23 protein-coding genes are annotated in these 23,411 nt (G+C 74.6%); 12 read left to right on the forward strand and 11 right to left on the reverse strand.

Annotated elements, in window-relative coordinates; all coding sequences use genetic code 11:
- Positions 1-158: 158 nt before the first annotated feature.
- The 5 genes from ACFVU9_RS35465 to ACFVU9_RS35485 form a co-directional block, all read right to left on the reverse strand.
- Entirely contained in the window at positions 159-530 is a 372-nt protein-coding gene (locus ACFVU9_RS35465; RefSeq protein ID WP_380442749.1) for a holo-ACP synthase, read from the reverse strand.
- Positions 527-673, reverse strand: a complete 147-nt coding sequence (locus ACFVU9_RS35470) for a hypothetical protein (RefSeq protein ID WP_380442751.1) — start codon at positions 671-673, stop codon at positions 527-529. Before ACFVU9_RS35470 ends, ACFVU9_RS35465 begins: the two co-directional genes overlap by 4 nt.
- A gap of 125 nt (positions 674-798) precedes the next feature.
- The gene (locus ACFVU9_RS35475) at positions 799-1,431 is read right to left on the reverse strand and encodes a pyridoxamine 5'-phosphate oxidase family protein (RefSeq protein WP_387600666.1); all 633 of its coding nucleotides are present in this window, start codon (positions 1,429-1,431) and stop codon (positions 799-801) included.
- Positions 1,432-1,770: 339 nt separating this feature from the next.
- Complete coding sequence (locus ACFVU9_RS35480; protein WP_387600669.1) at positions 1,771-2,892, reverse strand: nucleotide disphospho-sugar-binding domain-containing protein; 1,122 nt, start codon at positions 2,890-2,892, stop codon at positions 1,771-1,773.
- 261 nt (positions 2,893-3,153) lie between these two features.
- Complete coding sequence (locus tag ACFVU9_RS35485; RefSeq protein WP_387600713.1) at positions 3,154-3,795, reverse strand: alpha/beta fold hydrolase; 642 nt, start codon at positions 3,793-3,795, stop codon at positions 3,154-3,156.
- Between ACFVU9_RS35485 and ACFVU9_RS35490 the strand changes: the two genes are divergently transcribed.
- Positions 3,762-4,334: a hypothetical protein gene (locus tag ACFVU9_RS35490; RefSeq protein WP_380442757.1), complete on the forward strand. Its 573-nt coding sequence runs from the start codon at positions 3,762-3,764 to the stop codon at positions 4,332-4,334. The two genes, ACFVU9_RS35485 and ACFVU9_RS35490, sit on opposite strands and share 34 nt — an antisense overlap.
- 459 nt (positions 4,335-4,793) lie before the next feature.
- Here the strand turns inward: ACFVU9_RS35490 and ACFVU9_RS35495 are convergent, their stop codons facing one another.
- Both ACFVU9_RS35495 and ACFVU9_RS35500 read right to left on the reverse strand, forming a co-directional pair.
- Positions 4,794-5,426: a response regulator gene (locus ACFVU9_RS35495; RefSeq protein WP_380442759.1), complete on the reverse strand. Its 633-nt coding sequence runs from the start codon at positions 5,424-5,426 to the stop codon at positions 4,794-4,796.
- Positions 5,423-6,709: a sensor histidine kinase gene (locus ACFVU9_RS35500; protein ID WP_387600673.1), complete on the reverse strand. Its 1,287-nt coding sequence runs from the start codon at positions 6,707-6,709 to the stop codon at positions 5,423-5,425. Before ACFVU9_RS35500 ends, ACFVU9_RS35495 begins: the two co-directional genes overlap by 4 nt.
- Before the next feature lie 297 nt (positions 6,710-7,006).
- On the opposite strand from ACFVU9_RS35500, the gene ACFVU9_RS35505 reads away from it, so the two are divergent.
- The 8 genes from ACFVU9_RS35505 (at position 7,007) to ACFVU9_RS35540 (ending at position 14,261) form a co-directional block, all read left to right on the forward strand.
- Entirely contained in the window at positions 7,007-7,567 is a 561-nt protein-coding gene (locus ACFVU9_RS35505; RefSeq protein ID WP_359963840.1) for a heme-binding protein, read from the forward strand.
- Between the two features lie 185 nt (positions 7,568-7,752).
- Complete coding sequence (locus tag ACFVU9_RS35510) at positions 7,753-8,169, forward strand: hypothetical protein (protein ID WP_329927198.1); 417 nt, start codon at positions 7,753-7,755, stop codon at positions 8,167-8,169.
- A 76-nt stretch (positions 8,170-8,245) separates the two neighbouring features.
- Positions 8,246-9,163, forward strand: coding sequence for an NAD(P)-dependent oxidoreductase (locus ACFVU9_RS35515; RefSeq protein ID WP_380442765.1), 918 nt, complete (start codon positions 8,246-8,248; stop codon positions 9,161-9,163).
- A gap of 40 nt (positions 9,164-9,203) precedes the next feature.
- Complete coding sequence (locus ACFVU9_RS35520) at positions 9,204-9,785, forward strand: GNAT family N-acetyltransferase (protein WP_380442767.1); 582 nt, start codon at positions 9,204-9,206, stop codon at positions 9,783-9,785.
- A 100-nt stretch (positions 9,786-9,885) separates the two neighbouring features.
- Positions 9,886-10,464, forward strand: a complete 579-nt coding sequence (locus tag ACFVU9_RS35525) for a flavodoxin family protein (RefSeq protein ID WP_380442769.1) — start codon at positions 9,886-9,888, stop codon at positions 10,462-10,464.
- A gap of 320 nt (positions 10,465-10,784) precedes the next feature.
- Positions 10,785-11,942 carry an LPXTG cell wall anchor domain-containing protein gene (locus tag ACFVU9_RS35530; RefSeq protein WP_387600678.1) on the forward strand — a complete coding sequence of 386 codons (1,158 nt, stop codon included), beginning with the start codon at positions 10,785-10,787 and terminating at the stop codon, positions 11,940-11,942.
- Positions 11,943-12,128: 186 nt separating this feature from the next.
- Complete coding sequence (locus tag ACFVU9_RS35535; RefSeq protein WP_387600681.1) at positions 12,129-13,385, forward strand: hypothetical protein; 1,257 nt, start codon at positions 12,129-12,131, stop codon at positions 13,383-13,385.
- Between the two features lie 105 nt (positions 13,386-13,490).
- A complete protein-coding gene (locus tag ACFVU9_RS35540; protein ID WP_380497677.1) occupies positions 13,491-14,261 on the forward strand; it encodes a MerR family transcriptional regulator in 771 nt (256 codons plus the stop codon).
- A 34-nt stretch (positions 14,262-14,295) separates the two neighbouring features.
- Here ACFVU9_RS35540 and ACFVU9_RS35545 read toward each other — a convergent pair whose 3' ends face one another.
- Positions 14,296-15,375 carry a helix-turn-helix domain-containing protein gene (locus tag ACFVU9_RS35545; RefSeq protein ID WP_380442776.1) on the reverse strand — a complete coding sequence of 360 codons (1,080 nt, stop codon included), beginning with the start codon at positions 15,373-15,375 and terminating at the stop codon, positions 14,296-14,298.
- A 235-nt stretch (positions 15,376-15,610) separates the two neighbouring features.
- Between ACFVU9_RS35545 and ACFVU9_RS35550 the strand changes: the two genes are divergently transcribed.
- Positions 15,611-16,288 carry an RNA polymerase sigma factor gene (locus ACFVU9_RS35550; protein ID WP_380442778.1) on the forward strand — a complete coding sequence of 226 codons (678 nt, stop codon included), beginning with the start codon at positions 15,611-15,613 and terminating at the stop codon, positions 16,286-16,288.
- On the forward strand, positions 16,285-17,706 hold the full coding sequence (locus tag ACFVU9_RS35555; protein ID WP_387600684.1) for a hypothetical protein: 1,422 nt from the start codon (positions 16,285-16,287) through the stop codon (positions 17,704-17,706). The genes ACFVU9_RS35550 and ACFVU9_RS35555 overlap by 4 nt, the downstream gene beginning before the upstream one ends.
- Before the next feature lie 61 nt (positions 17,707-17,767).
- On the opposite strand, the gene ACFVU9_RS35560 is transcribed toward ACFVU9_RS35555, so the two are convergent.
- Both ACFVU9_RS35560 and ACFVU9_RS35565 read right to left on the reverse strand, forming a co-directional pair.
- The gene (locus ACFVU9_RS35560) at positions 17,768-19,267 is read right to left on the reverse strand and encodes an aminopeptidase P family protein (protein WP_387600687.1); all 1,500 of its coding nucleotides are present in this window, start codon (positions 19,265-19,267) and stop codon (positions 17,768-17,770) included.
- A gap of 124 nt (positions 19,268-19,391) precedes the next feature.
- Positions 19,392-20,849: a PP2C family protein-serine/threonine phosphatase gene (locus ACFVU9_RS35565; protein WP_387600690.1), complete on the reverse strand. Its 1,458-nt coding sequence runs from the start codon at positions 20,847-20,849 to the stop codon at positions 19,392-19,394.
- A gap of 630 nt (positions 20,850-21,479) precedes the next feature.
- On the opposite strand from ACFVU9_RS35565, the gene ACFVU9_RS35570 reads away from it, so the two are divergent.
- Positions 21,480-22,115, forward strand: coding sequence for a bifunctional DNA primase/polymerase (locus ACFVU9_RS35570; RefSeq protein ID WP_380442786.1), 636 nt, complete (start codon positions 21,480-21,482; stop codon positions 22,113-22,115).
- Positions 22,116-22,341: 226 nt separating this feature from the next.
- Here ACFVU9_RS35570 and ACFVU9_RS35575 read toward each other — a convergent pair whose 3' ends face one another.
- Positions 22,342-23,325, reverse strand: a complete 984-nt coding sequence (locus ACFVU9_RS35575) for a DUF5926 family protein (protein ID WP_380442788.1) — start codon at positions 23,323-23,325, stop codon at positions 22,342-22,344.
- Positions 23,326-23,411: the final 86 nt, after the last annotated feature.

A 23,411-nucleotide genomic window follows, 5' to 3' on the forward strand; every position in this document is an offset into this window, starting at 1 on the left:
GGCGGCTCTCGATGATGTTGACGTCGGGGGCGAGTTCGGTGCGGCCGGGGTGGCGGCCGAGGATCCAGTCGCGGACCTTGTCGATGCCGGTGGCGGTGCCGGTGCCGGTGGCGCTCATGGCGGTTCCCTTCGAAGGGCGCGGACGGTGGTGGGCCCGCTCAGGGAGCGGTGGTGGCCGCGACGGCGATGGCGAAGCCGCCGTCGTGGCTGATGCTGATGTCGATCGGGCCGAGCCCGGCGTCGGCGGCGAGTTCGGCGGCCGAGCCGGCCAGCCGGACCTCGGGGCGGCCGCCGGGGCCGCGCAGGATCTCGATGCCCTGCCAGGGCACGGGCCGGCCGACGGTGCCGAACAGCTTGAAGACGGCCTCCTTGGCGGCCAGCCGTCCGGCGATCCCGGAGGGGTCGGGCGCGCCGTCCGGGGTCCGGGAGGCGGTCAGCTCGTCGGTGGAGAGGAACCGCCTGAGCACCGGCAGGAGTTCGTGGATCCGGGTGAGCGGCACGAGGTCGACGCCGATGCGGGGCCGGTTCACGACGGATCGGCGGCGCCGGCGGTGGCCCTGGCGGCGTCGCGGACGGGTCCGGGGGTGGCGAGGGCGGGTTGCCCGTCGTGGCCGGTGAGGCGGTCCGTGATTTCCTGGAGCCGGCCGTTCCGGTCGATCACATCGCTGACCATGGGCGATGTCTCCGTTCGCCTCGGTGTTCTTGGACGATTCGAGGCTAGGGATTGGTGCAGACCTTTCTCAACGCCCGGAACCGGCTGCCGAATTAGGTCAGCGGACAGCCGGGGCCGCTCCCGTCCTACTGCGGCTTCCCCGCGGCGAGCTCGGCGCGCAGGGCGGCGTTCTCCTGCTCCAGCTGCGCGAGGCGCTCGTGGATCGGCGCCAGGGCGTCGGAGACCTCGCGCTGACTGAACCGGGGCGTGATGTGGTTGGGGCAGTTCCAGGCGAACGCCTCGACCCGGATGGTGACGACGTGTTCGACCGCGCCCTCGGTGCGCGGCTCGCTCAGGCGCTCGACGAGCCCGGGGTCGTCGCCGATCGGCACGGCGGCGGCGCGGCCGAACAGCTTGAGGCGTGCCCGGCGCGCGTGGTCGATGAAGAAGAGCGCGACCCGGTCGTCGCCCCGCAGGTTGCCGGTGGTGATGTACTGCCGGTTGCCCCGGACGCTGAGGTAGCCGAGCGTGTGCTCGTCCAGCACGTGCACGAACCCGGTCGGGCCGCCCCGGAACTGGATGTACGGCCAGCCGGTCTGGCCCACGCTGGCGAACAGGAAGCCGTCGAGGCTGCGGATGAACGAGGCCTCGGAGCCGGTGAGCGGCTCGGCCTCCTCGGCCGGGCGCCGCAGCCGGCGGTCGGCGGCGGTGGCGCTGCCCATCTCCTCCTGGACCTGGCGCACCGCCTCGGTGTACGCGAGCTGGTCGAACCGGCTCATGCGACGCTCCTCTGGTGGGTCGGCACGGGGAACGGCCTTGCGGTTCGACCACCGTACGGACCTCGCCTGGGCGCACTCCTCCAGCCCGGCCAGAGGAGCGGGAGCCCCCGGGCGTCCGGCCGCCGCCGACCGCACCGCTGCCCACCTGCGCTTGCGCCGGGCACCGCCCACGGGACCGTCGCGACCGGCAGAACCGGTAACACTGCCGGAGCAGTTGTCCGGAGCGCACGGCGTGCCGGCAGGAGCGGCGTCCGTCGGGCGGGGCGGCGGCGCGTGCCCGCGCCGCAACGCGGAAAGCCGCAGGCCGGGTGGCCTGCGGCTGCCGGGTGCCGGGGCGGTTCAGCGGGCGGCGGCCAGGGCCTCCAGGGTGGGGACCATGGCGGCGGGGGTGGGGAGGGCGTCGTTCTCGGCGCGGACGCGGGCGGCGGCGGCGCGGAGGTCGGTGTCGGTCAGGAGGCGGTTCAGGACGTCGGTGTCGACGGTCTCCGAGGTGGAGCGCAGGGCGATACCGGCGGCGACGAGCGCGTCGGCGACCATGAAGTTGTCGGCGCCCTGGGGAAGCAGGAGCTGCGGGACACCTGCCGAGAGGGTGGTGCCCGTGGTGCCCGCGCCGCCGTGCTGGATCACGCCGTCGCAGTGGCGGACCAGGTCGGCGAGCGGCACCCAGGGCAGGGCGCGGACGTTGCGGGGCAGGGTGCCGAGCGGGGCGATGTCGGCGCCGTCGACGGCGAGCAGGAAGTCGGCGTCGACCGCGGAGGCCGCCTCGATCAGGCGGGAGACGGCGCTGACGCCGTCCATCTGGGTGACCACGGTGCCCAGGGTGATCAGGACCCGCGGACGCTCGGCCGGGGCCAGGAACTCGCCCGGGACGAGGCCGCCGCCGTTGTACGGCACGTAGCGCATCCGCAGGCCGTCCGGGTCGCCGCCGAGCGGGCCGATGCTGAGCGAGGTGGGCGTGGCGGGACCGGCCACGCCGTGCTTCTCGTAGAGGTCGGTGAAGTGGCCGGCGAGGCGCTCGACCATGTCGCGGCCGGTCGGGATGCCGTAGTTGTGCAGGACCGACGGGATCCCGAGCTTGGCCGCCACCAGCGGGGCCGCGGGCTGGAACGCGGCGTGCACGAGCAGGTCGGCGCCCCAGTCGGAGGCGACGTCGAGGAGGCCGTCGACGGTGGGACGGGCGACGTAGGCGAAGGCGCGGGCGGCCATGTCCAGGATCCCGTCCTGGTCGAGGCCGTGGCCGCTGTAGCTGAGCTGGCCGTCGTTGGCCTCGGAGAACAGGTCGCGCATGTCGCGGCCGTCGCCGATCTCGGCGAGCGGGAAGCCGGCGCTGCGGATCTGGTCCAGCGGCCGGGAGACGGCGAACAGGATGTCGTGCCCGGCGGCGCGCAGGGCCTGGGCGGTGGGCACCATCGGGAAGAGGTGGCCGGCCGCGGCCGGGCCGGTGAGGAGTATGCGCATCATCGTCTCCTTGCATGACGTGTCGCGCTCTCGTGCGGAGCGGCGACGGACAAGCCCATCTCCTCTCGCGAGCTGATGTCGAGTCAATTCGGATTTCGGTGCCGTGTGCGGGAATCGGACGTTCTGCCGCGGCTCTTGCCAGGCGGGCCGCGGTGTGCTCTCTCCGGCGCGGGGCGGGTCGGTCGCCGGTCGGGCCCGCTCGGTCCGGGTCGGTCGCCGGTCGGGCGTGCCGGTTCCGCGGGGGCAGCCGGTCGGGATTCCCGCTCAGCCGTCGAGGAAGTCGCGGACGGTCCTGGTGTACGCCTCGGTCTCCTCGGCCAGGACGATGTGCCCGGTGTCGAACTCGGCGTACGCGCTGCCGGGGAGGGCGGCGTGCAGCCGGCGGGTGTTCTCCACCGGCACGGTGGCGTCCTGGGTGCAGCCGATGACCAGAGCCGGTGCCTGGACCCGGGGGAGCAGCGGGCCGAGGTCCAGCGCGAGGTCGAGGGCGATGTGCCGCAACGTGCCCGAAGTCGGCTGCATGTAGGCGGTGTTGGCCTCGACGGCAGCTCGGCCGATCCGGTTGAGGAAGCCCCGGCTGAAGGCGGTGAGGGTGGCGTGGCGGCCGAAGGCGACGGGGTCGCCGGCGAGCGACAGCCAGGTGGCGAAGGACAGGCGCAGGTACTCGTCCTGCTCGCTGCTGATCCACCCGGCGGTGGCGACCAGCCGGCGGACCTGATCCGGGCGCAGTGCGGCGGCCGCGGTGGCGACGACGGCGCCGAGCGAGAAGCCGCGGACGTCGGCGGTGCCGGAACCGATCGCGTACGCGCGCCGTCGAAGGAGAGACGGAATCCCTGCCCGGGTTGAACACCGGGAGGAGTACGGAGAACCCAGTGCTGCCAGGTCGTGCCGACCTGAACCTCGGATGCCCGGTGGGCCGCCCCTGCTTCGGGCCGGAGGAGCCGGCCGCCTGGCCGCTGGGGGAGGCGACGGTCGATCAACTCGTCGCCGCCGCGAGATGCGAGACGCTGCTCCAGGACACGCTCGACGCGATCCGGCCGATGCCCGTCTGGCAGAGCGCGCCGCCCCGGTCCGGCGTCCGGCTGCCGCCGCCCCGGTCCGGCGACGGTCCGCACTGGTACGTCACGCGCGGACGGGACGTCCTCACCATCGTGTCGGAGGCGCGGCGCGCGGTGCTGGCCGGCGTGGTCGAGGGCCACTGGCGGCGGCGCGGCTGGACGATCACCGCGCTCGGTGTCGGCCGGGAGCTGCCGCGGGTGGCCGCGACGACCCGGGACGGCTATCAACTGGTGCTGGAGTTCGGCGACTTGGGTGAGGCAGGGCTGATCGCGAGCTCACCGGGGGCGGACCGTCCGGAGCACCCGTCGCGCACGCAGGCCGCGGGTGGGTGCGGCCGCGCGCCGCTGCCGTACGTCTGCTGTTCCCACTGGAGCGCGATGGCGTGACGCGGGGTCCCGCGTCGGGCGGGGCCTCGGTGGGCAGATCGGTGCGCAGATCAGTGGGCAGAGGAGGCGCGGAGCGAGCCCCCCCGGACACGCTCCGCGCCACCCTCGTCGCGCGGCTTCGGCACTGCCGCTCCCCCCGACCCCCCGGCCGCTCGCCGGCCCCCCTGGCGGTGCCCTCCGGCGAGGGCGGTCCGCACGGACCCCGGCGAGCCCCTTCCCCCAGGGACGTCGTTGGACCCAAGCTAACAAACCGCGTGGTTGGTTTGTCAATAGCGGGATCCACGAAACATCCACAATCGTGACAGGGTCGTGGACGCCGCGCCACCAGGTATTTGTGGGCGCATCAGGGCGCGCGACGGTCCGTCGGGGGCGCGTGCGGGGTGCGGGGGAGAGCGTGCGCCGGTCTGGAATCCGACATTCCGAGCACTTCGACAGTACGGAGCGGCACCGGACGAGCGCTCAGCGCAGCAGCCTGCGCTCCTTGGCGACGGCCACCGCGCCGGACCGGGTGTCGACGCCGAGCTTGTCGTAGATGCGGCCCAGGTGGGTCTTCACGGTGGCCTCGCTGATGAACAGCGCGCGGGCGATCTCCCGGTTGCCGAGCCCCTGCGCCAGTTGCTCCAGGATGTCCTGCTCGCGCTCGGTCAGCTGCGGCGCGGGCGCCCGCATCTGCGCCATCACCCGGGTCGCCACCGGCGGCGACAGCACCGTCCTCCCCCGCGCGGCGGCGTGGACGGCGGCGAACAGCTCCTCCGGCCGTTCGGCCTTCAGCAGGTAGCCGGTGGCCCCGGCGGCGATCGCGCGGCTGATGTCGGCGTCCGTGTCGTACGTGGTCAGCACCAGCACGTGCGGACCGCCGGGCGCGGCGGTGATCCGGCGGGTGGCCTCCACGCCGTCGATGCCGTCCCCGAGCTGGAGGTCCATCAGCACGACCTGCGGCGCCAGCCGGTCGGCCAGCGCGACCGCCTCCTCCCCGGTGCTCGCCTCGCCGACCACCTCGAAGTCGCCCGCGCTCGCGAGCAGCGCGAGCAGGCCGGCCCGGACCACCGCGTGGTCGTCGCAGACCAGCAGCCGGACGGGAGTCGTGGTCATGGCTGCTGCTCCAGGGGGATCGAGGCGGAGACGACGGTGCCCTCGCCGGGGGCGCTCTCGACCGTCAGCGTGCCACCGAGCTGCCGCAGCCGCGCGCGCATCGCCGGCAGCCCGTACCCGCGGCCGGCCCCGCCCGCCGGTCCTTCGCCGGCGCCGTCGGGGCCCCGGCCGCGGTCGAGGCCCCGGCCGTCGTCGGCGACGTCCAGCACGGCCTGGTCGCCGAGGAAGGACAGCGTGATCGCCGCCGTCGAAGCCCCGGCGTGCTCCCGGACGTTGGCCAGCGCGCCCTGGGCGATCCGCAGCAGCGCGGACTGGGCGGCGGCCGGCAGCGGGACGGGCGCGCCGTCCAGGTGGAAGCGGACCGGCAGGCCGCTCTCGGCGGACTCGCGCGCGGCCAGCGCGCGCAGCGCCTCGTCCAGCGGGCGGCCGTCGGCGAGTTCGGCGGGTGCGAGGTCGTGGACGAAGCGGCGGGCCTCGGCGAGGTTCCGGGCGGCGACGTCGGCGGCGGTGCGCACGTGGGCGCGGGCGGTCGCCGGGTCGGCGTCCCAGGTGCGGTCGGCGGCCTGGAGCAGCATCTGCTGGCTGGACAGTCCCTGGGCGAGGGTGTCGTGGATCTCCATCGCCAGCCGCTCGCGCTCCGCCAGCGTGCCCTCCCGCCGTTCGGTGGCGGCGAGTTCGCGCCGGGTGCGGACCAGGTCGGCGATCAGCGCGTGCTGCCGGGCGGCCTGCCGCGCCATGAAGAGGAAGACGCCGGTGGCGAGCGCCGCCACGGCGGGCGGCAACAGGACGAGCGTCGCGTCGGCGCCGCCGGGCAGCCGGATCTCGGCGATCACGACCAGCAGGGTGAGCGCCGCCACCAGCGGGATCGCCGCCCGCGCGGCGAGCGTGCGCAGGGCGGTGTAGACCAACGGGACGGCGCACCACGCGAAGCTCGGCGCGAGCAGCACCAGCACCACCCAGAGGGCGACCACCGTCGCGAACGGCCAGAGCCGGCGCCGGCCCGGTGCGGGCGGGCGGCGGTGCGCGAGCCAGGAGCCGGCCGGCTGGGCGGCGGCCAGGGCGGCGCTCAGGCCGACGACCCACGGGATCCGCGGGCTGCCGGCGTGGTGGGTGAGGTAGCGGCTGAGCGAGGCGACGAGCAGCAAGAGGAAGGCGGAGTCGAGCAGCAGCGCGAGCCGGCCCGCGTCCGGGTCGCCGGCGGTGCTCCCGAGCGCGTCCGCACCCGCGAGCGCGTCGGCGCCCTCGGCGACGACGGCGTCGTCTGCGGCGCGGGGGTGCGGCACGGGAGGCTCCTGGTCGGTGGTCACGGGCGGCGCGCTGACCTGCGCCGATCCCTCGATGGTGACTCGTCCGGCCCGGTCCCGCATCAGCCGATCGGTTGACCCCGGTGTCCGCCGACCCGCCCGCGCGCCCGCGCCGGACCGCCGATGTGGCCGGCCCCGCTCCGGCCGGAGGATCGAAGCACGGCCGCCGGACGGGTCCCCCCGCCGCCCGGCGGCCCCCACCCGAACCCGCGGCTCCCCACGAACCCGCGGATCCCCGACAGCCCGATCCCGTAGTCCCCGAGGAGCTGGACCCCGATGAAGAAGATCTCCGTGCGCACCCGAGTCCTGACCGGTACCCTCGCCGCCGCCGCGCTCGCCGCCACCGTCGGCGCCGTCTCGGCCAGCGCCGACACGAGCGAGACCCCGGCCGCCGCGCCGGCCGCGGTGAAGGTCGACACCCAGAACAAGAACCTGGCCCAGAGCACGGGTCTGACCGTCGACGCCGCCACCCGCGCCGCGCAGGCCGCCCTGGACGCGGCGGCCAAGGCCGGCCAGCACGTCTCGGTCGCGGTCGTCGACCGGGACGGCGTCACCCGGGTCCTGCTCAAGGGTGACGCGGCCGGCCCGCAGTCGCCGGAGTCGGCCGTGCGCAAGGCCTACACCGCGGTCTCCTGGAACGCGCCGACCTCGGAGCTGGCCAAGCGGCTGGCGCAGGCCCCGAACCTCAAGGACATCCCGGGCACGCTGTTCCTGGCCGGCGGCGCCCCGGTGCAGGCCAAGGGCGCCCCGGTCGCGGCGATCGGCGTCGCGGGCGCGCCCAGCGGCGACCTGGACGAGCAGTTCGCCCAGGCGGGGGTCGCCGCGCTCGCGAAGTGACGCGGCCCTGGGCACCGCGGACGGGGAAGCACCCCTGACGCACCGCCCGCCCGCCCGGCACACCCGGGCGGGCGGGTTTCCGTTTCCCCTCGTTCGGGTGAAGATCGGGAGGGTCCTTGCAGTACAGGGCGCGGACCGGTCAAAAGCCGGTGCCACTGTCGGTGGGGCGTGGCAGGCTTCCCGGTATGACGGCGTGGACCCTCAACGACATCGAACGTGCGATCCGCTCCTCCTGGGGTGTCGACACCTGTGCGCCCGAGGACCTGGCCCACTGGCGTCCCGACAATCCCGCCCGCGGCCAGTGCGGCGTCACCGCGATGGTGCTGCACGACCTGATCGGCGGCGAGCTGATGATGGGCGAGGTGTACGCCGGCGGGGTCCGGACGGACCTCCACTGGTGGAACCGCTTCGCCCCCGGCGTCGAGATCGACCTCACCCGCGAGCAGTTCGGGCCGGACGAACTGGTCGGCCCCGGCCGCCCGGTCTCCCGCCCGGCCCGGCACGGCCGGCTCCAGGCCCAGTACGAGCTGCTGCGCCACCGGGTGCTCACCCAGCTGGAGCGCGGCCGGGCGGTGCGGCTGCCGGAGCGCGCCTGCGCCTGAGCTCGGCTGACGTACAGTCGGCCGGGGTGCGGCGGCGCGGGCGCGCGGCCGGGGCGACGGCGATTGGGAGTGCGCGATGACCGGGACGACGGTCGGCTTCGTGGGGCTGGGTGCGATGGGCCGGGGCATGGCGGGCAGCCTGCTGCGGGCCGGCCACGCCGTCCGGGTCTGGAACCGTTCCCCCGAGCCGGTGGCCGCCATGGTCGCCGAGGGCGCGGAGGCGGCGGAGACGCTCGCCGAGGTGTTCGCGGCCGACACGGTGGTCTCCATGCTCGCCAACGACCAGGCGGTCGAGCGGCTGCTGCTCGACCCCGCCCTGCTGTCGGGCGCGCGGGCGACCCTGCACGTCAACATGGCGACGGTCTCGCTCACCCTCGCCGAGCGGGCCGAGGCCGCGCACGCCGGGCACGGCATCGGCTACGTCGCCGCGCCCGTCCTCGGCCGGCCCCCGGTCGCCGCCGCAGGACAGCTGAACATCCTCGCCGCGGGCGATCCCGCGCTGCTGGCGCGCGCCGAGCCGCTGTTCGCCGCGATGGGGCAGCGGACCTGGCACTTCGGGGACCGTCCGGGCCAGGCCAACACCACCAAGATCAGTGTCAACTTCCTGCTGGCCTGCGCGATCGAGTCGATGGCCGAGGCGTGCGCCCTGGCCGAGGCCCACGGCGTCCGGCCGACCGACCTCGTCGAACTCATCACCAACACCCTCTTCCCCGGGCCGGTCTACGGCGGGTACGGCGCGATGGTGGCCGAGCGGCGCTACGAGCCGGCCGGGTTCCGGCTGCCGCTGGGCCTCAAGGACGTCGGCCTCGCGCTCGACGCCGGGGCCGCCGCGACCGTGCCCCTCCCGTTCGGCAGCGTCCTGCGGGACGCCTTCCTCGACGCGCTCGCGCACGGGGACGGCGACAAGGACTGGGCCGCCGTCGCGGCCGTCGCCCGCCGCCGCGCCGGCCTGCCCGACCGAGGTCCCGTCGCCACCTGCGCCGCCGGCCGATAACCACGTGCCGGGCCGTGCCGCGCCCGCCTACGATCCGCGCGTGACGTCCACCCGCAGCGCCGACGACCGCTCCGCAGCCCCCTGGCTGGTCCGCACCGAACGGCTGGAACTGCGCGCCGTCGGCCCGGCCGACCTCGCGCCGCTGCACGCCATCAACCACGACCCCCGCACCTGGCGGCACGCCCCCGAGGGCCGGCACCTCGACGAGGGCACCACCCGCGCCTGGATCGGACGGGCCGTCGACGTCTGGGAGTCCGACGGCATGGGCTACTGGACGGCCCGTCCGGGCGCCGACGGCCCGGTGGTCGGCGTCGGCGGCGCCTCGCTCCAGACCTCCACCGGCTTCTGGAACCTCTACTACCGCCTCGACCCGGCGTACTGGGGCCGCGGCTACGCCACCGAGCTGACCCGCGCCGCCGTCGACGCCGCCCACCGGCACGCGCCGGACCGGCCGGTGGTGGCCTGGGTGCACGACCACAACGCCTCCTCCCGCGCGGTCGTCGAGCGGATCGGCCTCGCCGACCTCGGCCCGCGGTGGCACCCCGTCCTGCGCGAACCGGTCCGGCTGTGGGCCGACCGGCCCGTCCCGCCGGCGGAACCGGAGCGGACGCCCCCGGAATAACCGGCCCGGCCCGCGCGCTGGCGCCTGCGAACGCACCACTTCCGCACCACTTCGACGGACCGCGCCGACCGGGCGGTACCGAGGCAACGGGGGGCCACCGATGGACGACCAGCACGCGGGCGCCGAGCCGCCGCGCAGATTCCTCTTCCTCGTCGCCAGTTCGCGCGCCGACGGGAACTCCGAGCAGCTCGCCCGCCTCGCCGCCGGGGCGAGCCTGCCGCCCGGCGCCGAACAGCGCTGGCTGCGCCTGGACGACCACCCGCTCCCGCCGTTCGAGGACTTCCGGCACGCCGGGGACGGCTCCTTCCCCGAGCCGCACGGACACGAACGGACGCTGCTGGACGCCACGTTGGAGGCCACCGACCTGGTCTTCGTCGCGCCGCTGTACTGGTACTCGCTGCCCACCAGCGCGAAGCTCTACCTCGACCACTGGTCGTCCTGGCTCCGGCTGCCCGACAAGGTGTTCCGCACGAGCCTGGCGGGCGGCACCATCTGGTCGGTCACCGCCCTGGCCACCGAGGACGACAAGGCCGACCCGCTGATCGGCGCGCTGCGGCTGACCGCCGACTACATGGGCATGCGCTGGGGCGGCGCGCTGCTCGGCAACGGCACCCGGCCGGGGGACGTGCTGCGCGACGAGCGGGCGCTGGTCGCCGCGAAGTCCTTCTTCTCGCAGTGAGCTCCGCACCCGGTCGGGCCTGAGCGCCCGACCGATGGATTCACGCCACGGAGGGCCGTGCGGTACCGTCCTCCAGGCGTGTACCCGTCACGCCGGGTGTGCTTTTGGTAAAAGACAAAAGCCTTGTCCGGTGACGGAGTTGGACGATTCGGGCAGGCTCCGTGTGTCGTACGGGACGGAGCGTGACACCTGCCTTCCGAAGTGGCTGGATCGTTCGGTAGTCTCCGTCGGACTTTCAAGCTTCGCGGGGGGATCGCGGCGCGCTCCGCCGCGCCCCACCGCGCCTCCGGGCGTGCCCGGACTCTCCCGTGAGGTCTCCCTTGTCGATACGTCGCACTCTTGCCCTCGCCGGCGCCGCCGCGCTCGCGTCCTCGATGGTGCTGGCCGGTGCCCAGGGCGCCATGGCCGTCGGTGCCACCGACGCCCCGTCCGCCGCCGCGTCGGCCGAGAAGACGGCGGCGCAGCTCCTCGGTCTCTCGCTCCAGGGCGTGCCGGACACCTTCATCGCCGGCGGCGACGCCCGCGAGTTCAGCTACAAGATCGACAACTCGTCCAAGCACGACGACGTCTTCTACCCGTTCCTGAAGTTCAAGAACAAGGCCGGCTCGCTCAAGGCCAAGGACTTCAAGGTCGAGTACCAGCTGCCCGGCGAGGGCTGGCAGACCGGCGCGGTCGCGCCCGGCGGCGGCGACGGCGACGACTCCGCCGCCCTGATCCTGCTCGGCCAGGTCGACGGCGACGGGAACCCCTCCGACGACGCCCTGCTGGTCGTGAACCACGGCAAGAACCTGACGATCAAGGTCCGGGTCTCCTTCACCGGGGACGCCCCGCTCGGCAAGGCCGGCGTCGTCCCGGTGGTGTTCGCCGCCGCGCTCGACGACGACAGCCACCTGCCGACCGACAACGGCGGGTTCAGCTGCGAGGGCATCCGCGGCGCCGGCTTCACCATCAAGAAGGCGGCCCCGACCCCCACCGGCAAGCCGACCCCGACGACCACCACGTCGCCGACGGGCACCCACACGCCGACCCACACGCCCACCCCGACCGGCTCGCCCACGACCAGCCACACGCCGACGGCCACCGCCACGCCGAGCACCACGGCCACCGCGACGCCGACCGGCACGCCCACCACGCAGCCGACCACCCCGGCTCCGACCACCGGTTCGCCGTCTGCGTCGCCGTCCGCGTCGCCGTCCGCCTCCGCCTCGACCGCCGCCCCGGCCCCGTCCGGCAGCAGCACCGGCGCCCCGGAGCCGATCGACTTCCCGGTGAGCGTCCCGAAGATCACCCCGCCGAAGATCGTCCCGGCCGCCGTCACCAAGGCCAAGGCCGCCGCCGACAACGCGGACAAGGCCCTCGCCACCACCGGTGGCGGTGACGACACCACCGCCATCGCCGCCGCCGGCGGCGCCGTCCTGGTGGCCGGCATCGGCACCCTCGTGGTGCTGCGCCGCCGCAAGTCGGCCCAGCAGGGCTGACCGCGCAGCCGCTCCCGGCGCCGGATCCCGGCGCCGGGCGGCGGCTGACCTCGGGGGATCACCGCCTGAGTGCCACCGCGCCGCCCGTCCGTCCGCCCGACGGACACCCGGGCGGCGCGGAAGGTACTCCTCCGTCACATAGGATGTCCGGCCGGAGGGGGGCGGAACCGGCGGGGAGAGGGACAGGTGCGGGGAGCACGCACGGCACGGACCACTACCGACTACGAGTCCGGCACGGGACGCATCGCGGGCCTGCTGGTACGCAGACACCACGTCCTGCTGGTCGCCTGGACGGTGCTCTGGTTCTTTCTGGTCGAGCCCAAGGGCGGCTTCTCCTGGCACTACCTGCGCCAGGGCGAGCAACTGCTCTTCAGCGGTCAGCCCGACGGCGGGCTGTCGCTCTACGCCCACCACCCCGAGCTGCAGATCGGCCCGGTCAGCCTGGCCGCGGCCCGGCTCACGGCGCCGTTCTCGCCGTACACGGGCCAGGTGATCGCCGAGGCGGTGAGCTCCGCGCTCGGCCTGGTGATGCTGGTCCTGGTGGGCCGCACCGCCGCCCTGTACTACCTGGGCACCGGCACCAACCACCGCCGGCTCCAGCAGCGCGTGCTGATCGCCGGGCTGGCGTTCATCCCGATGTGGGTCGAGGTGTCGGTCCGCTTCGCACACCTCGACGACGTGCTGGCGCTGTTCTTCACCGCCCTCGCCGCGCACGCGCTCGCCCGCGGCAAGCCCGTCCAGGTCGCGATCTTCCTGGCACTCGCGGTGGACTCCAAGCCCTGGGCGATCGCCTTCGCCCCGCTGGTCCTCGCCCTGCCCAGGCCCGCCTGGCTGCGCACCGCGCTGTGGTTCTGCGCGCTGGTCGCGGTCGCCTGGCTGCCGTTCTACCTCGGCAACCTGGACACCATGGCGGCCGCCAAGTTCACCATCCCCAACCAGCCGGCCTCCTCGCTGCGCTGGTTCGGCGTGACCGACCCGACCACCCCCTGGTGGGACCGCCCGACCCAGTTCGCGCTCGGCCTCGGGCTCGGCGGCATCGCGGTCTGGCGCGGCCGCTGGCCGGCCGTCGTGCTGCTCGGCGCGAACGCCCGCGTCCTGCTCGACCCCAGCGTGTACACGTACTACACGGCCTCGATCCTGCTCGGCACCCTGCTGTGGGACGCGGTCGGGCAGAAGCGCCTGGTGCCCTGGTGGAGCTGGATCGCGCTGGCCTCGCTGTACGGCGGCACGCTGCTCCTGCCGTCCGATCCGGCGCGCGGGTTCGTCCGGCTCGCCTTCGTCGTGGTCTCGACGGCGTACGTGCTGCTCTGGCCGACCCAGCAGACGCGCCGCCCGCGGCCGTCGGCGGACGACCAGGGCCAGGGCCAGGGCCACGGCCACGGCTCCGGACGCGGCCGGCTCGGCCGTCGGCGCGAGCGCGTCCTGGTCGGCGCCGGGCACTGACGTCCCCGCCGGGCACCCGCGCGGAACCCGACGGCCCTTCCGGCTTGACCCTCACGCGACGTGAGAGACGAGTGTCGAGTCAGCACGAAGGGAGGAACACCCCGCATGAACAGTGACGGCTACTCGGTCGGCGCCGTGGCGAGGATCGCCAAGGTGACCGTCCGCACCCTGCACCACTACGACGAGATCGGACTGCTGTCCCCCGCGGGCCGCACCCGGGCCGGCTACCGCCGGTACGTGGACGCCGACCTCGACCGGCTGCAGCAGATCCTGTTCTACCGCGAACTCGGGTTCCCCCTGGAAGAGATCGCGGCGATCCTGGACGACGACTCGGTCAGCCCGAGCGAGCACCTCCGGCGGCAGCACAGCCTGCTGACCGACCGGATCAAGCACCTCCAGGAACTCGCCACGGCCGTCGAACACGCCATGGAGGCACGGAGAATGGGCGTTCAGCTGACCCCCGAGGAGAAGTTCGAGATTTTCGGCGAGGACTACAAGGAGGAGTGGGAGCAGGAGGCCGAGCAGCGCTGGGGCGACACCGAGGCCTGGGCCGAGTCGCAGCGCCGCACCGGCGCCTACGGCAAGGCCGACTGGGAGCGCATCCAGGCCGAGATGACCGCCCTCAACGGCCGCCTGGCTGCGGCGGTGGCGGCCGGCGAGCCCGCCGACGGCACCCTCGCCATGGACCTCGCCGAGGAGCACCGGCAGCACATCTGCCAGAACTTCTACGACTGCACCTTCACCATCCACCGCGGCCTGGCCGGCCTGTACGTCGGGGACCCGCGGTGGACCGACACCTACGAGAAGATCGCGCCCGGCCTCGCGCAGTGGCTGCACGACGCGATCCTGGCCAACGCGGCCCGGCACGAGGGCTGAGCCGGGAGGCCGAGCCGAGGGCTGAGCCGGAGGCTCACGCCACCCCGCGGCCGAACCCCCGCCGGTAGGCCGTCGGCGAGGTGCGCATCACCCGGCCGAAGTGGTGGCGGAACGTCGCCGCGCTCTCGAAGCCGACCGCGGCGGCGATCTCCTCGACCGTCCCCTCAGGGGACTCCAGGAGCGGCAGGCTGGCCGCGATGCGCTGGGTGACGACCCAGCGCATCGGGCTGGTCCCGTTGCGGGCGGTGAAGTGCCGCAGGTACGAGCGGTCGGACATCCGGGCGGCCCCGGCCAGCGCCGAGACGGTCAGCGGCGACGCCAGGTGGTCCATCGCGTACTGCATGCTGCGCGCGATCCCGTCGTCCTCCTCGTCGACCGGCAGGATCGCCGCCTCGATGAACTGGGCCTGCCCGCCGTCCCGGTGCGGGGGCACGACGAACCGGCGGGCCACGGTGTTGGCCACCTTCGCGCCGTGGTCCCGGCGCACCAGGTGCAGGCACAGGTCGATCCCGGCGGCGCTGCCCGCGCTCGTCAGGACGTCCCCGTTGTCGACGTACAGCACGTCCGGGTCGACCTCCACCGACGGGTACCGCTGCTGGAGCAGCTCGGCGTAGCGCCAGTGCGTGGTCGCCTTGCGGCCGTCGAGCAGGCCGGCGGCGGCCAGGGCGAAAGCGCCCGAGCAGATCGAGACGATCCGGGCGCCGCGCTCGTGCGCCGTGCGCAGCGCCGCGACCAGGCCCGGCGACACCACCCCGCCGAAGGCGTTCGGCACCCCGGGGACGATCACGGTGTCCGCGGCCGCCAGCTCGTCGAGCCCGTGCCGGGCGACCATCGCGAACCCGCCCACCGCGTCGAGCGCCGTCCCGGGCCGGTCCGCACACACCTTCAGGCCGTACCAGGGCGCCGCCAGCAGGCCGCTCAGCTCCGGCCGGGCGAGCCCGAACACCTCGACCGCCACGCCGAGTTCGAACGGCGCCATGCCGTCGAACGCGTACACCGCGACGTCGTGCACCGGCTCCGGCCGGCGCCCGATGGCGACCGCGACCGGCCCGGGCGCGGTCCTCCCGGCGGCCCGCGACGTGCTGCCCTGCGGCGGGTTGTCGTGCTGGGTCATGCGAACCCCCTGCTCAAGGGTGGTGGAACGTCGGTGAGTTTAGTCCGTCGGGCCGCGCCGGGATTTTTCGGAACTCACCTGCAACCTCCACCGCCCCCGCACGTCCATTGGTACGGGGGCGGAGAACACCAGGCCGGTGGCGGCTGGGAGGATCTTGCCGATCTCGATCAAGATCAGGTGAGCAGACGGTTCCGGTACGCCCGGAAACCGTCCCGGGGGAAAGCGGAAGACGCAGATGTCCATGGCCATCGGGCCGATCATCGCGCCGGCATGGAAGCGTGGTTTCTCCGTCCGCGGAGTGGCCGCCCTGCTGTTCGGTGCCCAGGAGGCCGGCGAGCCCGTCGCCGTCCCCACCACCGAGCACCAGGCGGTGCAGCGGCGCTCCGGTTTCCGGCTGCTGCGCGGGGGACGCGGCCGCACCGAGGACCGGCCGACCCTGACCGACCTCTACCACGCCCACCGGCTCGGGCTGGTCCGGATGGCCGTCCTGCTGGTCGACCACCAGGACCTCGCCGAGGACGTGGTCCAGGAGGCCTTCACCCAGCTCTACCAGCGCCACGGCGAGGAACTGGACGACCTCGACAACGCGCTCGGCTACCTGCGCACGGCGGTCGTCAACGGCGCCCGCTCGATGCTGCGCCGCCGCAAGACGGCCCGTGAGTACGTGCCGCCGCACGAGACCGACGCCCCGTCGGCCGAGGAGCACGCGGTGCTCAACGACGAGCACCGGCGCGTGCTGGTCGCCCTGCAGGAACTGACCCCCCGCCAGCGCGAGGTGCTGGTGCTGCGCTACTGGTCGGACATGTCGGAGGCGCAGATAGCCGACACCCTGGGCCTGTCCCGGGGCGCCGTGAAGTCCACCGCCAGCCGGGCCCTGGACGCTCTCGAAAAGCACCTGGAGAAGGTTCGATGACCGACAAGTTCCCCCGCCGGATCGGCGGCGACGGCGACGGCGCGGCCGAGACCCCGACGGAACGGCTGCTACGCGAGGCGATGACCGCCCGCACGTCCCTGATCACCGCGCACGACCTGCGCCCCGCGGCCCCGCCCAATCGCCGGATCCGCAGACTACGGCCGGTCTACGCCGTCACCGTCCCGCTGCTCGGCCTGGCCGCCGCGATGGCGGTCGGCGTGGTCACGCTGCACGGGAACCCCGTGGCCGACCACGACCACGCGCCGCCGGCCGCCACGGTGTCGGCCTCCCCCAGCCCGACCCCCGCGGCGACGCCCACCGAGACCCCCAGCCCCACGGCCACCCCGTCCGAGACGGCCACCCCGACCGACACCGGGACCCCGGACGCCCCGGAGACCGCCGCGGCCCTCGCCGACGACACCCCGTCGTCGTCCCCCACTCCGACGAACAAGGCCACCGGCGCCACCACCGGCCCGGCGACGCCGTACACGTTCCGCGGTGTGAAGCTGAAGGTCCCGGCGGGCTGGCGGATCGCTTCCGACGACCCGGCCAGCTACCACCTCTGCCTGCTGAGCCCGGGGGCTCCGCAGGACGCCACCAGCCGGGATTGCCAGCCCTACGGAGTGGACGTGACGGTCTTCGACACGGACTCGATGAGCTGGCCGTCGACCTCCGACCTCGACCGCGCCGGCGGCTGGGCCCACCAGCCGTTCTGCCCGGTCTGGGGCAACCCGCACGTGCCCGCCGCGGGCGAGCAGGTCACCAGCCACGCCCCGACCAGGACAACGCCCACGGTGTCCGGCCGTCCGGCCCGGAAGTCGCAGTGGCAGGACTCGTGCGGCACCTCGTCCTTCACCGCCCAGCTGTGGGCCCTGCCCAAGGACCAGGTGTTCGTCTCCGCGATCGGGCTCAAGGACGACTACCAGCAGGGGCTGATGACGATCGTCAACAGCCTGGACGTCAGCGGCCACGTCGCGCCCTACTCGGAGAGCGTCGGCGTTTCGGTGAGCGGCCTCAAGCCCGGCCAGCAGGTGCCGAACGACGGGACTCCCGTCGAGTTCTCGGTCACCTACAAGAACACCGGCAGCGCCAAGGTCTCCGGTGCGAAGGCCGTGGTCTTCTACGACTCCTACGCCGCACCTGTCGGGCAGCCGTTGCAGGGCACGCTGGAACGCCAGGAAGGGGCGGACTGGAAGCCGATGGACGTGCGGATGCTCGACTCCTACTCCTCGCTCCAGACGGGGCTGCCCGTGGACCTGGATCCCGGGCAGAGCACCACGGTCAACTACCGCCTGAAGCTGGCCGCCCAGGACACCCCCGGCTCCTTCTCGCTGACCGCGCGACTCGCCACGCCCGTGGCTGAGAGCTACACCGTCTCCGGCGGCACCACCCTCCAGTTGCAGGTGATCGCCAAGTAGCGCGCGCGAGGGCCCGGCCTCCCCGAACGACAGGGGGAGGCCGGGCCCTCGTGCGTGCGGGTCAGGCGAGCGATGCCATCCAGGCCTCGACGTCCTCGGCGCGGCGGGGGAGGCCGGCGGAGAGGTTCTCGTTGCCGTCGGCGGTGACGAGGATGTCGTCCTCGATGCGGACGCCGATGCCGCGGTACTCCTCGGGGACGGTCAGGTCGTCCTGCTGGAAGTACAGGCCGGGCTCGACGGTGAGGACCATGCCGGGCACCAGCAGGGCGTCGACGTGCTCCTCGCGGCGCGAGTGGGCGCAGTCGTGGACGTCCAGGCCGAGCATGTGGCCGGTGCCGTGCAGGGTCCAGCGGCGCTGGAGGCCCAGCTCCAGGACCTTCTCGACGTCGTACACGGAGCCGTCGAGCAGGCCCCACGCGAGCAGGCGCTCGGCGAGGACGCGCTGCGAGGCGGCGTGGAAGTCGCGGAAGCGGGCGCCGGGCCGCACTGCGGCGATGCCGGCCTCCTGGGCGTCGTGGACGGCCTCGTAGATCTTGCGCTGGAGGTCGTTGAAACGGCCGCCGATGGGCAGCGTGCGGGTGACGTCGGCGGTGTAGAGGGTGTGCGTCTCCACGCCGGCGTCGAGCAGCAGCAGCTCGCCGGGGCGGACGTCGCCGTCGTTGCGGACCCAGTGCAGGGTGGTGGCGTGCGGGCCGGCGGCGGCGATGGTGCCGTAGCCGACGTCGTTGCCCTCGACGCGGGCGCGGCGCCAGAAGGTGCCCTCGATCCAGCGCTCGGAGGTGGCGACGGCCTGGCCGAGCTCGCGGACGACGTCGGTGAAGCCCTTGACGGTGGCGTCGCAGGCGGCGCGCAGCTCGCCGATCTCCCAGGCGTCCTTGACCAGCCGCAGGCCGCTCAGGAACTCCTTCAGCTCGGCGTCCTTGTCGGCGTCGAGGAACTCGCCCAGGGCGCCCTCCAGGCCCTCGTCGTAGCCGCGGACGAGCCGGGTGGGGGCGGCGGAGTCCTTGGCGCGCGCGGCGAGCTCGTCGGCGGCCTTGCGGACGTCGCGGGCGGGCAGGCCGAGCAGCTGCTCCTGCTCGGTGAGGCTGTGCCGGCGGCCGACCCACAGCTCGCCGTAGCCGTCGAGCCAGAACTCGCCGTTGCCGCGGTCGGAGCGGGGCAGCAGGTAGAGGCCGAACTCGTGGCCGGCGTCGCCGGTCGGCTCGGCGACGAGGACGGCGTCCTCGGTCTGGTCGCCGGTGAGGTGGACGTACTCGCTGGCGGCGCGGAAGTTGTAGTCGGTGTCGTTGGCGCGGACCTTCAGGTTGCCGGCCGGGATCACCAGCCGCTCGCCGGGGTACGCGGCCGAGAGCCGGGCGCGCCGCTCGGCGGCGTACGGGGCCTGGGCGACGGGCGTCAGGCCGTGCAGCTCGGTGTCGGCCCAGCCGGACTTCATCGAGGCGGCCAGCTCGTCCGAGACCTCGGAGTACAGGCCGTTCTTGCGGCCCTTGAACTGCTTCGGCTCCTCGCCGCCGGTGGCCTCGGGGTTCTCGGCCACCGCCGGGGTGCGGTCCTCGGTCACGTACAACGCCTCCTTGGGGGTGGTGCGGCCCGCCCGTGGGGGATGTCGGATCGCGACACACGTGGGCGGCCGTGCGTCCCATGGTACGGACGCCCGGTCGCCCACTCGTTCGGGGCTGGAAGGTCTACTCGAAGCGGGCGCCCAGCAGCATCAGGTCGTCGGTGGCGGCGTCGGCCCCCTCGCGGCCGGGGCAGGCGGCGAGCAGGTGGGCGCAGAGCCGGTCGGGGTCGATCCGCACGTCGCGCGGGGCGTCGGCGGCGGCCCGGCGCAGGTTGGCCTGCCCGGCGTGCAGGGTGGGGCCGCAGCGGCGGGCCAGGCCCTCGGTGTACAGCAGCAGGGTGTCCCCGCGCTCGGCGGTGAGCTCGACGCCGGGGGCCTCCCAGCAGGCGAGCATGCCGAGCGGCGCGGAGAGCGAGGTCTCGACGAACTCGGCGCCGTGCCGGTTGACCAGGATCGGCGGGCAGTGCCCGGCGCCGGCCAGGGTGATCCGGCGCTCGTCGGGTTCGATCCAGGCGTAGACGGCGGTGGCGGTGCGGGTGGGCTCGGTGGTCTTCAGGAGCAGTTCGAGGTCGCCGAGGACGGAGACCGGGTCCTCGCCCTCCAGCACCGCGTACGCCCGCAGCGCGGCCCGTACGCGGCCCATCGCGGCGGCGGCGCCGGGCGCGGAGCCGGGGCCCGCGCCGGGGCCGTCGCCGGAGACGGAGCCGACGGTGAGGCCGACGGTGCCGTCGGGCAGCGGGATGGCGTCGTACCAGTCGCTGCCGTTGGAGCGGTCGAGGCCGGCGGGGACGAGCCGGGCGGCCAGCCGCAGCCCGGCGGGCTGGGGGAGCCGGTCGGGCAGCAGGCCGCGGAGCAGCGCCTCGGTGGTGCGGCTGACCTTGTCGGCCGCCAGCTGCCCGGCGATCAGCGGGGCGGCGAACCGGCAGTAGCGGTGGGCGAGTTCGCGCTGGCGTTCGGTGGGTTCGGCGGGCCGGTCGTAGAACCAGACGGCGGCGGCCAGCGGGCCGTCCTCCTCGGTGGCGAGCGGCAGTCCGTAGCAGCCGCCGAGGCCGAGGTGGGCGGCGAGTTCGCGCAGCCGGGCGCCGGTGGCCGGGTCCTCGGCGAGGTCGGGGGAGTGCAGCCGCTCGGGCCGGTCCCGGTCGCGCAGCAGGCGGGCGAGCAGGCTCTGCTCGAAGGGGACGGTCTCCAGGGCGCCGAGGCTGGCGCGGTCGAGGCCGAGGCCGAGCGGCTGGCCGGGGCCGCCGCCGGGCTGCCGGGTGACCAGGACGCCGCGGCCGGCGCCGAGCAGGTCGGCGCCGGAGGCCAGGACGGCGGCCAGGGTGGCGTCGAGGCCGCGGGCGCGGGCGAGCCGTTCGGTGTGCTCGTACAGGCTGGTGAAATCGGACAGGCGTCCGGCCAAACGGTCCTGCACCCCGGTGGACGGTGCCGTGAGGGCCTCCGCCGCACCGTCCTGGGCCTCGGCGGGACCGGGCAGGCCCGGCTGGTCGACGAGCGGATCGAGGACGGAGAGCCCGCCGGTGAAGCCCGGCTCGGCCGGCGCTGCGGGTGAACTGGGCGTCGACGACGGGTGGGTCTCGGTCATGCCGGCACTCCTGACGCGGTGCTACGTGTCATGCGGAACCCCCAGGGACGGCCGATGTGGGGGCGAGCGCGGCCGAAGGGCGCGTTTCGCCTCGAATCGCTACTACTCGTCATTGATCGACAGCAATGGCACCACTTCTACACAGGCCATTTGGGGCATGTCCAGATCCGGGACGAGCCGGTGGCCGGTTCCCCCTCCACTGCGACCCGGACGGAGGGCGCGTCCGGTTCGTACGCGCGCCGTTCCGGCCGGGAGGAATGGAGCGGCCCGGGAGCGGGCAGAACCGTGGGGACGGACCCGGCGGCCGTCCGGATCGTATGCTTTCGCCGCCCGGATGCCGCGCTGGCCGGATGTCACTCACTCGTACGGTGGAACCAAGCGCGCCCGGGCGGCGTCCATCCGGGCGCATACGCGATTCTCGTTCCGAGGGCTGTTCCCGTGCGCGGCCCCTCTCATGTCGTGCTCCACGCCGTGCTCCACGTCCGCGCCGCGCCGTCCGCCGTACCGCCCGCCCGCCGCGTGCCCCCGGTCCGCGCCGCCGCGGCCCGTGCGGCGAGTCCGGCGGACGCGGCCCCGGGACGGACGGCGGCCCCGGAGCGAACCGAGCGGTCAGGGAAAGGAACGAGCGCCATGCGTGAGGATCCGAGGGGCCGGTCCGCGGCCCGGTCCGCCCGGCTGACCGCGGCCCTGGAGTCGGCCGTCGACCACCGCTGGCCGGTGGTGCCGGGCGCGGTGCTGTCCGGCGGGCGCTGTTCGTGCGGCGACCCGGACTGCCCGGTGCCGGGCGCGCACCCGCACGACCCGCCGCTGCTGGCGGCCACCACGGACGCCCGGATGGTGCGCTGGTGGTGGGAGCGGCAGAGCCCGGACGCGCCGGTGCTGGCGGCGACCGGTCGGGCGGTGTCGGCGGTGAGCCTGCCGGCCCTGGCCGGGGCCCGCGCGCTCGCGTACCTGGGGGCGCTGCGGCTGCCACTGGGGCCGGTGCTGGCGATGCCGGGCCGCTACGCGCTGCTGGTGGCGCCGTACTCGCTGGACTCGCTCGGCGAGATGCTCGCCCAACTCCCTTGGGTGCCGGGCTCGTTGCACTACCACGGGCCGGGCGGCTTCCTGCCGCTGCCGCCCGGTGCGGGAGCGGGCCCGGTGCGCTGGGTGCTGGCGCCGCGGCGGGCGGCCGACGGCGGGGTGTGGCTGCCGCAGGTCGGGCCGCTGCTGGGCGAGTTGGTGGAGGCGACGGTCCGGCTGGACAGCGGGCGCTCGGCCTACTGAGCGACCGTCCGGTGGCGGCCCGTCGGCCGGTCATCGGCCGGGTCCGGCGCCGTCCGCCCGGAAAAACAAAAGATCCGGCCGCTGGCGACGGGGGATGCACCAGCGACCGGACTCTTTAGACAGTAACAAGGATCTGCGTCCGCGCCAATTTCCAAGACGCCCTCCACGCCCGGAAATTGCGGTTCAGGGCGACAATGTGACGCGTATCACCTCGTTCCTGCGCGCTTTAGTTCAGGGTGACCTGACGGTTCACCAGGTTCGCGCGGGCGCGTCGCTCGTCGGCCGTGAGCGGCGCCGGGTCCGCGAGGACGGCGGCGAGCCGCTCGGCGAACCCGGCGGCGGGCTTCTCGCAGTCGGCCGCCGTCATGGCGAGCGGCAGGTCCCACACGGGGACGGTCAGGCCGTGCGCGCGGAACGAGCCGACCAGGCGGGTGTCGGTGCCGAGCGAGGCCTCGCCGGCCGCGTTCAGCCGGGCCAGCGCGTCCAGGAGCTGCTCCTCGGGGACGGTCATCACCCAGCGCAGGTGGTTCTTGTCCGGGGTGCCGCACCAGTACGCGGCGTCGACACTGGTGAGCTTCTCGGTCGGGATGGCGGAGGCGTTGGCGCGCTCCAGCGAGGCGGCGACCTCGCCGGTGGCGGTCTCGGCGTCCTCCAGCCAGAACTCGAAGCCGGTGTGCACGGCGGGCGTGAAGTCCGCCGTGACGTCCAGCAGGTCCTGCAGGCGGCGCCCGCCCGGGACGGTCCGGCGGGCCGGCACGGGGCTGCCCGGCTCGGCGGCCAGGGCCAGCTCCAGCGCGTCCGCGAGGTCGCGGCTCAGGTCGCCCGAGGAGGACTGGGTCTGCAGGCCGAGCAGGATCGAGCCGTCCTGGCGGCGCAGGGCCGGCCAGGCGAGCGGCAGGACGGTGGCCAGGGTGACCGACGGCACCTCGCCGACGGCGGTCCCGGCGACTCCGGCGGCCAGCGTCAGCGGCACGGTGGCGGCGGGCACCAGCTCGCGCAGCGCGACCCAGTCGGCCTCGCCCGGCAGGCCCTCGAACGGGCGGTGCACCAGCTCCTGCACCGCGTGCGAGGCCTCCCGGCCGTGGCAGGCCTTGTACCGGCGGCCCGAGCCGCACGGGCAGTCGTCGCGGGCCCCGACCACGGGGATCTCACCCGTGACGGCGGTGGTGGACTGGCGCTGCGGCGCCTTCTTGGCGGCCTTCTTGCCCATGGTGCGGCTCTCCCGGGGACGGTGGTCCTTTGCTCCGGGAAGCCTACTGACGTTCTCCCGGCGCGCGGGCACGCGCCGGGGCGGGA

Source organism: Kitasatospora sp. NPDC057936 (assembly GCF_042887525.1).
Classification (GTDB): domain Bacteria; phylum Actinomycetota; class Actinomycetes; order Streptomycetales; family Streptomycetaceae; genus Kitasatospora.